This window comes from Fundidesulfovibrio soli, assembly GCF_022808695.1.
In the GTDB taxonomy this organism is placed as follows: Bacteria; Desulfobacterota; Desulfovibrionia; order Desulfovibrionales; family Desulfovibrionaceae; genus Fundidesulfovibrio; species Fundidesulfovibrio soli.
The window spans coordinates 1-13,792 of sequence record NZ_JAKZKW010000030.1; the positions used below are offsets into that span (position 1 = coordinate 1).

Here is a 13,792-nt window from a genome sequence, read left to right on the forward strand (position 1 = left end):
GCGGGGACGCGGCCAGGCCGCGTCCCCGCTTTGTGCGCCGAAAAGGCGCGGGAAGGCGAGAGCTATCCTTTCAGGTGGACGATGACGCCGGCCATGTCCAGGGCGCGGTAGGCCACCATTCCCATCATCAGCACCAGGTAGGCGCGCAGGCCGAGCAGGGCGATGCGCCCGGAGAGTGAGAGCTTCATGGGCCCCAGGGAGTCGATGTCGCGCTTAGCTTCCGGGGCGTCGAAGCAGGGGTGGACCACGACGTAGCTTTCCTCGGCGGCGGCGATGGCTGCGGGGGAGGTGTTCTTGCGGATCATGTCGGTCTCCTTTTCGAGCGTTTCCGGTCAGGACGTAAAGATTTCGGGCAGCAGCACCTGGGCTGCCAGGATCAGGGACAAGCCGAAAAAGACCACGATGATGGTCCAGTTGGCCACGTTGTTCCAAGGTTTGTTCACAAGCTCCTCGCCCATGAGCTCCTTGTCGCTCAGCAGCAGCTGCAGGAACACGATGGCCGAGGGAAGCATGATCCCGGCCAGCACCTGCACCGAGAGGATGATCACCTGGAGCGGCGCGCCGGGGATGAGCACCAGGGCGGCGGCCAGGCCCACGAACAGGGCGTAGGCCCCGTAGAATCCGGGCGCGTCCTTGACCTTTTTATGCAGGCTGTGCGGCCAGCCCTTCACCTCGCCGTAGGCCCAGGCGCTGGAGAGCGAGATGGTGGTGGCCCCCAGGATGGCGGCGTTGATCATCAGCAGCAGGATGGCGTAGCGCACGCCCTCACCGGCGATCCCGGCCAGGTCCATGGCCAGCTGGGCCGGGTCCTCGAAAGGGATTCCGTGGGTGAAGGCCGCGCTGCCGGCGACCATCATGCTGCCGGCCACGATGATGGTGAACACCGCGCCGACCAGGGTGTCCAGGCGGGCGAACTTCAGGTCGGAGAAGCGCAGCCGCTTGTCCGCCACGCAGCTCTGTTGGAAGAACAGCTGCCAGGGCGCGATGGTGGTGCCCACGATGGCTATGATCAGGTAGACCAGGTCGGAGGTCAGGCCGCCCGGGGGCAGGGTGGGCGCCACGGCGTGCCCCAGTGCCTGGCCCGCGCCGGGCCCGGTGCGCCAGGCGATGAACAGCCAGGCCATGTCCACAAGGCACAAGCAGACCACGATGCGCTCCCAGCGCAGGTAGCTGCCCGTGAGCACCAGCAGCAAAAGGCCGATGGCCGCGGCGGGCACGCCCCAGGCCGGGGGGATGCCCAGCTTGCCCAGGGCCAGGGCGATGGCCGCGAACTCCGTGACCAGGGTCAGGAAGTTCACCAGCTGCAGGTCGATGAGGGAGAAATGCCCCCACCATTTGCCGAAGCGCTTGTAGATCATGGCCGCGTGGCCCTGGCCCGTGGCGATGCCCAGGCGCACCACCATCTCCTGCACGAGGTAGGTCACGGGCAGCAGCAGGGCCAGCACCCAGAGCAGGTGCAGCCCGTACTGGGCCCCGGCCTGCACGTAGGTGGCGACGGCGCCGGCGTCGTTGTCGGCCTCCATGACGATGATGCCCGGGCCGAAGACCATCAGGAAGGTCACGACCTCGCGCATCCACTTCTTCTTCACCGTGACGGCCCCGGCGGGGGCGGCCATGGTCGTGGCGTTGCGGGACATTGGCTTGTCCTCCGTGTCGTTGCGCGGTTGGCCGCACGGGCAAGACGCGAGGCGTCCGCCTGAGCGGCTGCAAGTCGGAGGAGGAGGGCGCTGGGGAGCGGTCCTTCGCCTGCCGGCTGCTTTCCAGGGATGTCCGTGGAAGCGGCCGGGGCGTCGGGACCAGGAGAGGTCGGGGCGTCTAGGCGGCGGATTCCACGGAGCCGGGGTGTTCGCAATCGCTACTAGGGTGTGTAGGACCGGCGTCCATTCAATCGTGCTCCGGTTGAGGTTGCGGAAAACAAAAAAACCCTTTCCCACGGGCGAAGGGGAAAGGGCGGAAAAAGGCCACGAAGGGCCTGGGGCCGTTTCCCCCTGGTCCAAGCTTCAGCACCGCGCACCGTGAGAGGCGAAAGCCTCAGCCACCTTGGGCAGACCCTTAGTCCGGGAATGCCTGTTCTACCCTGCGGACGTCTTTGGACGGGGCAGGGCAGTGGCCTGTGTGTCGCGCGGGAGCCTCGCTCACCGGGGAACAAGGGCTCTTTCTACCCGGGGGGCGGAGAAGTCAACAGGAAATGTGCCCGGGTGCGGATTACAATGGCGAAAGCTTCAGTGCAATTGCGGAAATTGTAAATTATGAGCGAAATCAAGGGGTATTATTTGTTTGACAAAAGTTCCCTGTCGAAATAGATGGGGGCAACAATTCGAACTGCCGTTCCGGTGAGAGGAACACATCGCCGCACGAAGCTACTCCGCTCCTCACCATTGCAGTGGGCGGTGGGCCAAGCCCTGGAGAACCGCTTTGAAGAGCAAGGACAACGCATCGGAAACCCTGGCCAAGGGTCTGAAGATACTGGACCTCTTCGGCGTATCGGACGCAGGGTACACTCTCAACCAGATCGCTGGGCGCGTGGGCATCAACAAGACCAGCGTCTACCGCTACGTCAACACCTACTGCGAGCTGGGCTACCTCCAGCGCGACGAGCGCACCCGCCTGTACAAACTGGGCGTGCGCAGCCTGGCCCTGGGCCACGCCATGCTGGAGAACAGCGAGATCGTCCGCCTGGTCAAGCCCCTGGTGGACGAGGCTCATGAGCGCCACAACGTGCACGTGGACGTGGGCATCGTCTCCGGCGACGCCATCTACCTGATCTATCGCCGCGAATCCAAATACACCACGGCCTTCCGCAGCTTCAGCTACGCCTCCGACCTCTACTACCTGGCCACCGGCAAGGCGGCCATGGCCTACATGGAGCCCGAGGAACTGCGCCAACTGGTGGAGCGCCTGGAGCTGCACCCCAAGACCGACAAGACCATTACGGACAAGCAGGAGCTCCTGGAGGAGCTCAGGCGCGTCAGTGAACTCGGCTACTCCTACAACAACGAGGAGTCCGTGCCGGGCCTCATCGCCATCGGCGCGCCGCTGTTCAGCCTGCGCACCAACAAGGTCATCGGGGGCGTCAGCTTCGACTCCGCCACCGACACCCACACCATGAAAGAGTTCGAAAGGCTCTACTCCCCCTACCTGGTGGAGCTGGCCAAAAAGATTTCCGCGGTGGTCTCGCTCTAGGGCGGGCCCCGCAACGGATGCAACCGTTCCGGCCGGAGCGCGCATGCGGGGCATGCCGTCCGCAGGCCGGAAGCAACGTGAACCGAGGAGGAAGTTGGATGAAAAGGATTCTCGCACTGTGCATGGCTGCGATCTTCGGGTTCGCCAGCCTGGCCATGGCCGCCGACGACACCGTCCGCATCGGCGTGTTCCTGCCCCTGACCGGCCAGAACGCCTTCGGCGGCCAGCTGGAGCTTGAGGGCGTGCAGATGGCCCACAAGGAAGCCGGCACCGTCCTGGGCAAGAAGGTCGAGCTGTTCGTGGTGGACAACAAGTCCGACAAGGTCGAGGCCGCCAACGCCACCAAGCGCCTGATCGAGAAGGAAAAAGTCCAGGCCATCATCGGCACCTACGGCTCCTCCCTGGCCATGGCCGGCGGCGAAGTCTCCGAAAAGGCCGGCATCCCCCAGGTCGGCACCAGCTGCACCAACCCCCTGGTGACCCAGGGCAAGAAGTACATCTTCCGCGTGTGCTTCATCGACCCCCTGCAGGGCGCCGGCGCGGCCACCTACGCCTACAAGACCCTGGGCTTCAAGAAGGCCGCCATGCTGGTCGACGTGGCCAACGACTACTCCGTGGGCCTCTCCAACTTCTTCAAGAAGTCCTTCACCAAGCTGGGCGGCCAGGTGGTCTCCACCCTGAACTACCAGTCCGGCGACCAGGACTTCACCGCGCAGCTGACCAAGATCATCTCCGAGAAGCCTGACGTCCTGTTCATTCCCTCCTACTTCGCCGAGGGCGCCATCATCATGAAGCAGGCCAAGGAGCTGGGCGCCACCTTCAAGATCATGGGCGGCGACGCCATGGACAACCCCGACATCGTGAAGATCGGCGGCAAGGCCGTGGAAGGCTTCGTGCAGACCACCTTCCCCTACGACCCGTCCATGAAGAACATGAACCCCACCGCCAAGAAGTTCACCGACACCTGGAAGGCCACCCACCCGGCCGACAAGGAGCCCAACGTGAACGCGGCCCTGGGCTACGACGCCTACATGATCATCATCGACGCCATCAAGCGCGCCAACTCCGCCAAGCCCGAGGACATCACCAAGGCCCTGGCCGCCACCAAGGGCTTCGAGGGCGTGACCGGCTCCACCACCATCAACGAGACCCACGATGCGGTGAAGCCCATCGGCATGATCATCATCAAGGACGGCAAGAAGGTCTACGAAGGCGAGATCACTCCCGAGCTGTAATGTGATCCGGCCTTGAGCCGTTGACGAGCCATTCGGACAAGGGGGGGCGACGGCCCCCCCGCGTCCGCTGGCGGCACAACCAGAAGGACTTTCTCATGACCCCCGAAATGTTCATTCAGCACGCGCTCAACAGCCTCACCCTGGGCAGCCTCTACGCTCTCATCGCGATCGGCTACACCATGGTCTACGGCATCCTGCGCCTGATCAACTTCGCCCACAGCGAGATATTCATGCTGGGCGCGTACTTCGTTTTCTGGGGCGTCAGCCTCTTCTCCCTGCCCTGGCCCCTGGCCGTGGCGGCCTCCATCGTGTTCACCGCGGGCCTGGGCATCATGGTGGACCGCATCGCCTACCGGCCCCTGCGCGACGCCCCGCGCATCTCGGCGCTGATCAGCTCCATCGGCGTCTCGTTCTTCCTGCAGAACGTGGCCATCGTGTTCTTCCAGGCCATCCCGCGCGGCGTGTACCGCCCCGAATGGATGGAGCAGCCCTGGATCGTGGGCGCTGTGCGCATCCTGCCCATCACACTTTTCGTGCCGGTGCTCTCGGTGCTCTTCATGCTCGGCCTGCTCTACATCGTCTACCGCACCAAGACCGGCCTGGGCATGCGCGCCATCAGCAAGGACATCGAGACCAGCTACCTCATGGGCGTCAACGTGAACCGGGTCATCGCCATCACCTTCGGCATCGGTTCGGCCCTGGCCGCGGCCAGCGGCATCATGTGGGCCCTGCGCTATCCGCAGATCCAGCCGATGATGGGCACCATCCCGGGCTTCAAGGCGTTCATCGCCGCCGTGTTCGGCGGCATAGGCTCCATCCAGGGCGCGGTGGTGGGCGGCGTGGTCCTCGGCTTCATCGAGATCATGACCGTGGCCTTCTTCCCGGACCTGGCCGGCTATCGTGACGCCTTCGCCTTCGTCCTGCTCATTGGCGTCCTGCTTTTCAAACCCACCGGCCTGTTCGGTGCTCGGGTGGAGGACAAGGTGTAATGAACCGCGGCACTCTTACCATCCTCAACGTGCTGGCAATGGCGGCGCTGGGCCTGTTCGTCTGGTGGGCCGAGGGCTCGCTGGACGGCTACAAGATCCAGATCCTCAACCTCATCGCCGTGAACATCATCCTGGCGCTGTCGCTCAACCTGATCTACGGGTTCACGGGCATGTTCAGCCTGGGCCACGCCGGGTTCATGGCCATCGGCGCCTACGTCTGCTCCATCCTGATCCTCACGCCGGACCAGAAGGACACGCTCTTCATCATCGGCGGAGCGGCCCAGTGGGTGCAGGACGCCCAGGCCCCCTTCGTGGTGGCCACCCTGGCGGGCGGCCTCGTGGCGGCGCTGTTCGGCTTCATCATCGGCTTCCCGCTGCTGCGCCTGGGCGACGACTACCTTGGCATCGCCACCCTGGGCTTCGCCGAGATCGTGCGCGTGGCCGCCACCAACATGACCAGCGTGACCAACGGGGCGCTCGGGTTCAAAGGCATCCCGGCCCACGCCAACCTCTGGTGGAACTTCGGCTGGTGCCTGGTCACGCTCTACGTGATCGTGCGGCTGCTCAAGTCCAACACGGGCAACGTGCTCAAGGCCATCCGGGACGACGAGACCGCCGCCAAGGCCATGGGCGTGAACGTGTTCCGCATGAAGCTGCTCTCCTTCACGGTGGGCTCCTTCTTCGCGGGCATCGGCGGCGCGCTGCTGGCCAGCCTGCTGACCACCATCGACCCCAAGATGTTCCTCTTCACCCTGACCTTCAACGTGCTGATGATCGTGGTCACCGGCGGGCTCGGCTCCCTGACCGGCTCCGTGCTGGCGGGCATCGGCATCACGGTGCTGCTTGAGTGGCTGCGCGTGGTGGAGAACCCGGTCTACATCGGCGACTTCGAGCTGGCGGGCATCCCGGGCATGCGCATGGTGGTGTTCTCGCTGGCGCTCATCGTGGTCATCCTCTTCAGGCGCGAGGGCCTCATGGGCATGCGGGAGTTCTCCTGGCAGGCCGTGGGCGCCAGGCTCGGCCTCGGCGCGAAGCCCGGCAGCGGCAAAGGAGGCGTCGCCCAATGAACAAGGACATCGTGCTCGAAACCACCGGCCTGACCATGCGCTTCGGCGGCCTCACCGCCGTGAGCGGCTTCAGCGCCGCCCTGCCCAAGGGCACCATCACCGGGCTCATCGGACCCAACGGCGCGGGCAAGACCACCTGCTTCAACATGATCACCGGCTTCTACAAGCCCACCGAGGGCCGTTCCGTGTTCATGGGCCGCGAGCTTACCGGCCTGCCTCCGCACGAGGTCTGCCGGGCGGGCATCGCGCGCACCTTCCAGAACATCCGCCTCTTCGGCAACGAGACGGTGCTCGAGAACGTGATGATCGGCAGCTACGTGCGCCAGAAGTCCAACTGGCTGGCCTCGGTGTTCTGCCTGCCTTCCGCCCTCAAGGAGGACAAGGCCATCCGCGCGCGTTCGCTCGAACTGCTCGACGTGGTGGGCCTGGCCCACCTGGAGAACGAGCAGGCCTCCAGCCTGCCCTACGGAGCCCAGCGCCGGCTGGAGATCGCCCGGGCCCTGGCCACGCGCCCGAGCCTCCTGCTGCTCGACGAGCCCGCCGCTGGCATGAACCCCCAGGAGACGCAGGACCTCATCGGCTTCATCCGCCAGATCAGGGACCAGTTCGACCTCACTGTGCTGCTCATCGAGCACGACATGAAGCTGGTGATGGAAATCTGCGAACACATGTGGGTGCTGGACTACGGCGTGACCATCGCCGAGGGCGCTCCGGCGGCCATCCAGTCCAACCCGAAGGTGATCGAAGCCTACCTGGGAGAGGAGTACGCCTGCGATGCTTAAGATTACCGACCTCCACGTGCACTACGGCGGCATCCACGCCCTGAAGGGCGTCTCGCTGGAGGTGCCCCAGGGCAAGATCGTCACCCTCATCGGAGCCAACGGCGCGGGCAAGTCCAGCACGCTCAGGGCCATCGCGGGGCTGGTGAAGAACAAGAAGGGCTCCATCACCTACAACGGCCGCGAGCTGCTGGGCCTCAACCCCGTGGAAGTGGTCAAGGCGGGCATCGTCATGGCCCCCGAGGGCAGGCGCATCTTCCCGCACCTCACGGTCATGGAGAACCTGCACCTTGGCGCCTACAGCCGGGACGACAAGGACGGCATCGCGGCCGACCTGGCCTGGGTGTTCGAGCTGTTCCCGCGCATGAAGGAGCGCCAGGACCAGAAGGGCGGCACCCTCTCCGGCGGCGAGCAGCAGATGCTGGCCCTGGGCCGGGCCATCATGGGCAAGCCCCAGGTGGTCATGCTCGACGAGCCGAGCCTGGGCCTGGCCCCCCTGGTGGTGCGCGACGTGTTCGAGATCATCAAGACCATCAACCAGGAACGCGGCATGACCGTGCTCCTGGTGGAGCAGAACGCCTTCGCGGCCCTCAAGGTGGCCCACCATGCCTACGTGCTGGAGACCGGCACGGTGGTTCTGGAAGGCACCGGCGAGCAGCTGATCGCGGACCAGAGGGTCTGCCAGGCCTATCTCGGAGGATAGCTCCATGGACAGCTCGCTGCCCGAAACCCCTGAGGCGGGCGGACACCGGCAGGCCGGGCCAAGCCCGGCCGAGCACCGCATGGAGTCCGACTGCCTCGGGTCGTTGCCCGTTCCCGAGGACGCCCTCTACGGCATCCAGACCCTGCGGGCCATCCACAATTACCACATCACCGGGGTGCGCATCTCGCACTATCCGGAGTTCATCAAGGCCCTGGCCGCCATCAAGAAGGCGGCGGCCCTGGCCAACAACCGCCTGGGCCTCTTGGACGACGAGCGCACCCAGGCCATCGCCTGGGCCTGCGACCAGCTGCTGGCGGGCAAGCACCGCGCCCACTTCCGCGTGGACGTGATCCAGGGCGGGGCGGGCACCTCCAGCAACATGAACGCCAACGAGGTAATCGCCAACCTGGCCCTGGAGCGCCTGGGCCGCCCGCGCGGCGACTACGCCCACCTGCACCCCAACAACCACGTCAACCTCTCCCAGTCCACCAACGACGTCTACCCCACGGCCATCCGCCTGGCCCTGGTGTTCATGGGCCTGAACCTGCACAAGGCCATGGGCCGCCTGACCCGCGCCCTTGAGGACCGCGCCCGCTGCTTCGCGGACGTCATCAAGATCGGGCGCACCCAGCTGCAGGACGCAGTGCCCATGACCCTGGGGCAGGAGTTCCACGCCTGGGCCATCATGGTCGGCGAGGACAGGCAGCGCCTGGTTGAGGCCCTGGACCTGGTGCGCGAGGTCAACCTGGGCGGCACGGCCATCGGCACGGGCATCAACGCCCCGGACGACTACCCGGCCCTGGCCGTGAAGCTGCTCTGCGAGGTCAGCGGGCAGAAGATGATCCTGGCCGAGAACCTGGTGGAGGCCACCCAGGACGCCGGGGCCTACGTGCAGTTCTCCGGCGTGCTCAAGCGCACGGCCGTGAAGCTCTCCAAGATCTGCAACGACCTGCGCCTGCTCTCCTCCGGCCCGCGCTGCGGCCTGGGCGAGATCAAGCTGCCGGAGATGGCCCCGGGCTCCTCCATCATGCCCGGCAAGGTCAACCCCGTGATCCCCGAGGTGGTCAACCAGATCGCCTTCCAGGTCATCGGCTCAGACCTGACCGTGACCCTGGCCGCCGAGGCCGGGCAGCTGGAGCTCAACGCCATGGAGCCCGTGCTGGCCCACAACCTGTTCGGGTCGCTCATGCTGCTCAAGCGCGGCTGCCTGACCCTGGCCGACAAGTGCATAAGCGGCATTGAGGCCGACGAGGCCCGCTGCCGGGCCTTCGTGGAGCAGAGCCTGGGCCTGGCCACGGCCCTGGTGCCCCACGTGGGCTATGAGTCCGCCAGCCATATTGCCCGCGCCGCCCTGCACAAGGGCGTGAGCGTGGCCGAGGCCGCCGCCGAAATGCTCGGCTGGAGCGCCGAGCGCCTGGCCGAGGTGCTCGATCCCCGCCAGATGCTGGCCCCCCTGCCTTCGCCCAGGCCCTATTCCCCCGACGGGGAAGAGAACAGCTGCGGCATCTGATCCATTCCAATCCCGGCCCGCCCCGCGCGGGCCGTCACCCGAGGTAGGAACGCTTTGAACCTGAAAATCTTCTCCATGGGCGGCACCATCGACAAGATCTACTTCGACGACCTCTCCGACTACGCCGTGGGCGAGCCCCAGGCCGGGGAGATCCTGAAGGAGGCCAACGTCACCTTCGACTTCGAGGTGGAGGAGGTCCTGCGCAAGGACAGCCTGCACTTAACCGACGAGGACAGGCAGCTGCTGCGCGGCCGCGTGCAGGCCCACCCCGGCAAATACGTGCTCATCACCCACGGCACGGACAGCATGGTGCAGTCCGCCAAGGTGCTCATGGACATCGCCGACAAGGTGATCGTGTTCACCGGGGCCATGTCCCCGGCGCGCTTCAAGGGCACCGACGCCGTGTTCAACGTGGGCTGCGCCGTGGGCGCGGTGCAGTCCCTGCCGCCAGGTGTGTACATTTCCATGAGCGGCCAGGTGTTCCGGGCGGACAAGGTCCGCAAGAATCGCGACGCTGGCCGCTTCGAAGCAACCGAATAAGACGCAGGAGGAGCAACACATGAACGAGCGCTTCCTGGACCACCTGCGTGGCACGCTGGACCAGATCAAAGCCGACGGCTTCCAGAAGGACGAGCGCGTCATCGCCAGCCCCCAGTCCGCCAGCATCACCCTGGCCTCCGGGGCGCAGGTGCTCAACTTCTGCGCCAACAACTACCTGGGCCTCTCGGACGACCCCAGGCTCATCGCCGCCGCCAAGGAAGGCCTGGACCGCTACGGCTTCGGCCTCTCCTCGGTGCGTTTCATCTGCGGCACCCAGACCATCCACAAGGAGCTGGAGGCCGCGCTCTCGGCCTTCCTCAAGACCGAGGACACCATCCTCTACTCCAGCTGCTTCGACGCCAACGGCGGCCTGTTCGAGACCATCCTCACCGAAGAGGACGCCGTGATCTCCGACGCGCTGAACCACGCCTCCATCATCGACGGCATCCGGCTGTGCAAGGCCAAGCGCTTCCGCTACGCCAACAACGACATGGCCGACCTGGAGGCCAAACTGCAGGAGGCCGACGCGGCCGGGGCGCGCTTCAAGCTCATCGCCACGGACGGCGTGTTCAGCATGGACGGCGTCATCGCGGACCTCAAGGCCGTGTGCGACCTGGCCGACCGCTACGACGCCCTGGTCATGGTGGACGACTCCCACGCCGTGGGCTTCATCGGCGCAAACGGCCACGGCACCCTGGAGCACTGCGGGGTGGAAGGGCGGGTGGACATCGTCACCGGCACCCTGGGCAAGGCCCTGGGCGGGGCCTCGGGGGGCTACACCTCCGGGCGCAAGGAGATCGTGGACCTTCTGCGCCAGCGCTCCAGGCCGTATCTGTTCTCCAACACGCTGTGCCCCTCCATCGCGGCGGCCACCCTGGCGGTGCTCAAGCTCCTGGACAGCCCCGAGGGCGCAGGGCTGCGCGCCAAAGTGCAGGGCAACGGCGAGCTGTTCCGGCGCGAAATGGCCGCCCTGGGCTTCGAGCTGGCCGGCAAGGACCACCCCATCATCCCCGTGATGCTGGGCGACGCCCGCCTGGCCGGGGACATGGCCCGCGAGATGCTCGCCGAGGGCATCTACGTGGTGGGCTTTTCCTTCCCGGTGGTGCCCAAGGGCAAGGCCCGCATCCGCACCCAGATGAGCGCGGCCCACAGCGCGGAGCAGATCGAGCGCGCCGTGGCCGCCTTCGCCAAGGCCGGCAGGGCGTTGGGCGCGATTTCCTGAATGCGGAAATCATGAGGAGCATGACGATGCTGCTCATGACAATCGAAACGGTTTTCCCGGGCCTGGCCCGGGAGCGGAATACATACATGCGAAGGCGCTGGCTCCACGCGTCCGCATCGCATACGAGAGGCATACCGACATGAAAGCGCTCGTGAAGCAGACGTTCGGCCCCGGCCTCGTGCTGGCCGACGTGCCCCGCCCCGAGGTGGGCCACAACGACGTCCTGATCAAGATCACCAAGACCGCCATCTGCGGCACGGACATCCATATCTGGAAGTGGGACGAGTGGTCCCAGAAGACCATCCCCGTGCCCATGCACGTGGGCCACGAGTACGTGGGCGAGATCGTGGAGATGGGCCAGGAGGTGCGCGGCTTCTCCATCGGCGACCGCGTCTCCGGCGAGGGGCACATCACCTGCGGCTTCTGCCGCAACTGCCGCGCCGGGCGCAGGCACCTGTGCCGCAACACCGTGGGCGTTGGCGTCAACCGCGCCGGGGCCTTCGCCGAATACCTGGCCATTCCGGCCTTCAACGCCTTCAAGATCCCGGCGGACATCAGCGACGACATGGCCGCCATCTTCGACCCCTTCGGCAACGCCGCGCACACGGCCCTGTCCTTCGGCCTGGTGGGCGAGGACGTGCTCATCACCGGGGCCGGGCCCATCGGGATCATGGCCGCGGCCGTGGCCCGGCACGCGGGCGCGCGCCACGTGGTCATCACCGACATCAACGACTACCGCCTCGACCTGGCCAGGAAGATGGGCGCCAACCGCGCCGTGAACGTGGCCCGGGAGCAGCTGCCCGACGTCATGCGCGAGCTGGGCATGACCGAGGGCTTCGACGTGGGGTTGGAGATGTCCGGCGTGGCCTCGGCCTTCGCCTCCATGCTCGAGAACATGAACCACGGCGGCAAGGTGGCGCTGCTCGGCATCCTGCCCTCCAACACCGCCGTGGACTGGAACCACGTGATCTTCAAGGGCCTGGAGATCAAGGGCATCTACGGCCGCGAGATGTTCGAGACCTGGTACAAGATGGTGGCCATGCTCCAGAGCGGGCTGGACCTCACGCCCATCATCACCCACCGCTTCCCCATCGACCAGTTCGAGGCCGGGTTCGAGGTGATGATGTCCGGCAACAGCGGCAAGGTCATTCTGGACTGGCGCTAGAAAGCCCCTATGCGTGAAATGACAAGGGACGCCCCACGGGGCGTCCCTTTTTTATTGCCCTTCCGGGAACTCGATCAGTTCCTCCACGTAACCCTTGCGCATCCAGCAGGGCGAGCGCTGCGCCTTGATCCCGTGCATCTTCCTATAAAGAGATTCCACCGTGAATGGATTGGCCTCATGGTTTATGGACAGGAACCGTCCAGACAGCCGCCGCGCGCCGGCAAGGTAGCCCCGCGCGGTCGATTCGGACATTTCGGTGAGCGAGTCCACATTGACGACCAGGTCGAAAGGACCGTCCAGCTGTTCAAAGGCCGCCGGAGGGAGGATGCTGACCGGGGCCGTTTGCTCCTCGCCCCAGAACGCCACATTCTCCTCACCCAGGATGCGGCCGATGTGGTAGCCTTGAGCCGCTCCGCTCAAGGGGAGGTCGATGAGGGTGTAGCTTTCGAAGCCCGCCTTCATCGCGTAATAGGCGGACCAGCCGAGCCCCGCCCCGATCTCGAGGATTCGTGGGGAGGCCCTCTCCCCCAGAAGCTGCTTCATCCGCCAGACAAGGTATAGGGCCTGCACCGCCCGGTAGCCGACCAGACCACGCGGGGTCTGAAGCCCTGCTTCGAGGGGGTAGATGTTCGGGAAATGGACCCGGAAGCCGAGCCTGTCATCGAGATGTGCGAGCATGTCGTCGATGCCCGGTGTGTCCTCGGCCCCCCCCGAAGCTTCAGGGTTCGCCACGCGCGTGGCTCCGGTGGCACGGCACAGCTGCAGCAGGAGGTCGTATATCCGGGCGTGGTTCAATTGGACCCATCCCTCGCGGGAGCGTTTCGCCAAGGCCCTGGCGTGGAGCCCTTCGAACCCGAACAAGAGCATCGCGCCGGCAGGGTTGCGAAGCATCCCGCCGATGGCGGGCAAATCCGCGCTTTCCAATACCTCGCGCGAGGCAGCTTTCAAATCATTCAAGGTGCCGAGCCACATGTTGTCGGTGGCGCCCAGGCAGGTGGAGCGTGATTTGCCGTAAGCCGCCGCCACGCGGGCCACCAGCGCAGTGTCATCCGCCCGGGGGGCGTCCTCCTGGACGGCGAACGTTCCGTCCCTTTGGATCGGATGGTGGTGAAACGTCCTGGCCATCATGCGTTGCGGCCAAGCATGATCGTTAAACCTCGCGAAGAAGTCGATGCTATAAGGCCTGTGGTGCGGCAGACTCAGCAGGAGGCTTGTAAGCTCCTCGTCAGTGAGTGTCGAACATTGGGCCGCAAGATTTTGCAGTTCATCCACCGTCACGGTTGCCCTCGCTTCATGGCTCGATTGCTCCGCCCGACTGCATCTGCTGGCCGCGTTGTCGCCCGTCTGCCGCCAGTCCCGATCCAGTGGCCTGCTTTCACTCGGCCAATTGCCATAACCA

13 protein-coding genes and 1 riboswitch are annotated in these 13,792 nt (G+C 65.7%); of the genes, 10 read left to right on the plus strand and 3 right to left on the minus strand.

Annotated features, from left to right (window positions below; translation table 11 throughout):
• Window positions 1-62: 62 nt before the first annotated feature.
• Together MLE18_RS17055 and MLE18_RS17060 are read right to left on the minus strand one after the other, a co-directional pair.
• The gene (locus MLE18_RS17055) at window positions 63-305 is read right to left on the minus strand and encodes a hypothetical protein (RefSeq protein ID WP_243440009.1); all 243 of its coding nucleotides are present in this window, start codon (window positions 303-305) and stop codon (window positions 63-65) included.
• 27 nt (window positions 306-332) lie between these two features.
• Window positions 333-1,637: an Nramp family divalent metal transporter gene (locus MLE18_RS17060; protein ID WP_243440010.1), complete on the minus strand. Its 1,305-nt coding sequence runs from the start codon at window positions 1,635-1,637 to the stop codon at window positions 333-335.
• Between the two features lie 341 nt (window positions 1,638-1,978).
• A riboswitch (M-box (ykoK) riboswitch) is annotated at window positions 1,979-2,150 on the minus strand.
• A gap of 265 nt (window positions 2,151-2,415) precedes the next feature.
• Between MLE18_RS17060 and MLE18_RS17065 the strand changes: the two genes are divergently transcribed.
• The 10 genes from MLE18_RS17065 (at window position 2,416) to tdh (ending at window position 12,393) form a co-directional block, all read left to right on the plus strand.
• Window positions 2,416-3,183, plus strand: a complete 768-nt coding sequence (locus MLE18_RS17065; RefSeq protein ID WP_243440011.1) for an IclR family transcriptional regulator — start codon at window positions 2,416-2,418, stop codon at window positions 3,181-3,183.
• A gap of 98 nt (window positions 3,184-3,281) precedes the next feature.
• Window positions 3,282-4,418 carry an ABC transporter substrate-binding protein gene (locus MLE18_RS17070; RefSeq protein WP_243440012.1) on the plus strand — a complete coding sequence of 379 codons (1,137 nt, stop codon included), beginning with the start codon at window positions 3,282-3,284 and terminating at the stop codon, window positions 4,416-4,418.
• Window positions 4,419-4,513: 95 nt separating this feature from the next.
• Complete coding sequence (locus tag MLE18_RS17075) at window positions 4,514-5,407, plus strand: branched-chain amino acid ABC transporter permease (protein WP_243440013.1); 894 nt, start codon at window positions 4,514-4,516, stop codon at window positions 5,405-5,407.
• Complete coding sequence (locus MLE18_RS17080; RefSeq protein WP_243440014.1) at window positions 5,407-6,474, plus strand: branched-chain amino acid ABC transporter permease; 1,068 nt, start codon at window positions 5,407-5,409, stop codon at window positions 6,472-6,474. Before MLE18_RS17075 ends, MLE18_RS17080 begins: the two co-directional genes overlap by 1 nt.
• Window positions 6,471-7,256, plus strand: coding sequence for an ABC transporter ATP-binding protein (locus MLE18_RS17085; protein ID WP_243440015.1), 786 nt, complete (start codon window positions 6,471-6,473; stop codon window positions 7,254-7,256). Before MLE18_RS17080 ends, MLE18_RS17085 begins: the two co-directional genes overlap by 4 nt.
• On the plus strand, window positions 7,249-7,956 hold the full coding sequence (locus MLE18_RS17090; RefSeq protein WP_243440016.1) for an ABC transporter ATP-binding protein: 708 nt from the start codon (window positions 7,249-7,251) through the stop codon (window positions 7,954-7,956). Before MLE18_RS17085 ends, MLE18_RS17090 begins: the two co-directional genes overlap by 8 nt.
• 79 nt (window positions 7,957-8,035) lie before the next feature.
• Window positions 8,036-9,466 carry an aspartate ammonia-lyase gene (locus tag MLE18_RS17095; protein WP_243440033.1) on the plus strand — a complete coding sequence of 477 codons (1,431 nt, stop codon included), beginning with the start codon at window positions 8,036-8,038 and terminating at the stop codon, window positions 9,464-9,466.
• Between the two features lie 54 nt (window positions 9,467-9,520).
• Window positions 9,521-10,006, plus strand: a complete 486-nt coding sequence (locus MLE18_RS17100; protein ID WP_243440017.1) for an asparaginase domain-containing protein — start codon at window positions 9,521-9,523, stop codon at window positions 10,004-10,006.
• 19 nt (window positions 10,007-10,025) lie between these two features.
• Complete coding sequence (locus MLE18_RS17105; protein ID WP_243440018.1) at window positions 10,026-11,228, plus strand: glycine C-acetyltransferase; 1,203 nt, start codon at window positions 10,026-10,028, stop codon at window positions 11,226-11,228.
• A gap of 139 nt (window positions 11,229-11,367) precedes the next feature.
• Window positions 11,368-12,393, plus strand: a complete 1,026-nt coding sequence (tdh, locus tag MLE18_RS17110; RefSeq protein ID WP_243440019.1) for an L-threonine 3-dehydrogenase — start codon at window positions 11,368-11,370, stop codon at window positions 12,391-12,393.
• A gap of 51 nt (window positions 12,394-12,444) precedes the next feature.
• Here tdh and MLE18_RS18160 read toward each other — a convergent pair whose 3' ends face one another.
• On the minus strand, window positions 12,445-13,671 hold the full coding sequence (locus tag MLE18_RS18160) for a putative sugar O-methyltransferase (protein ID WP_243440020.1): 1,227 nt from the start codon (window positions 13,669-13,671) through the stop codon (window positions 12,445-12,447).
• Window positions 13,672-13,792: the final 121 nt, after the last annotated feature.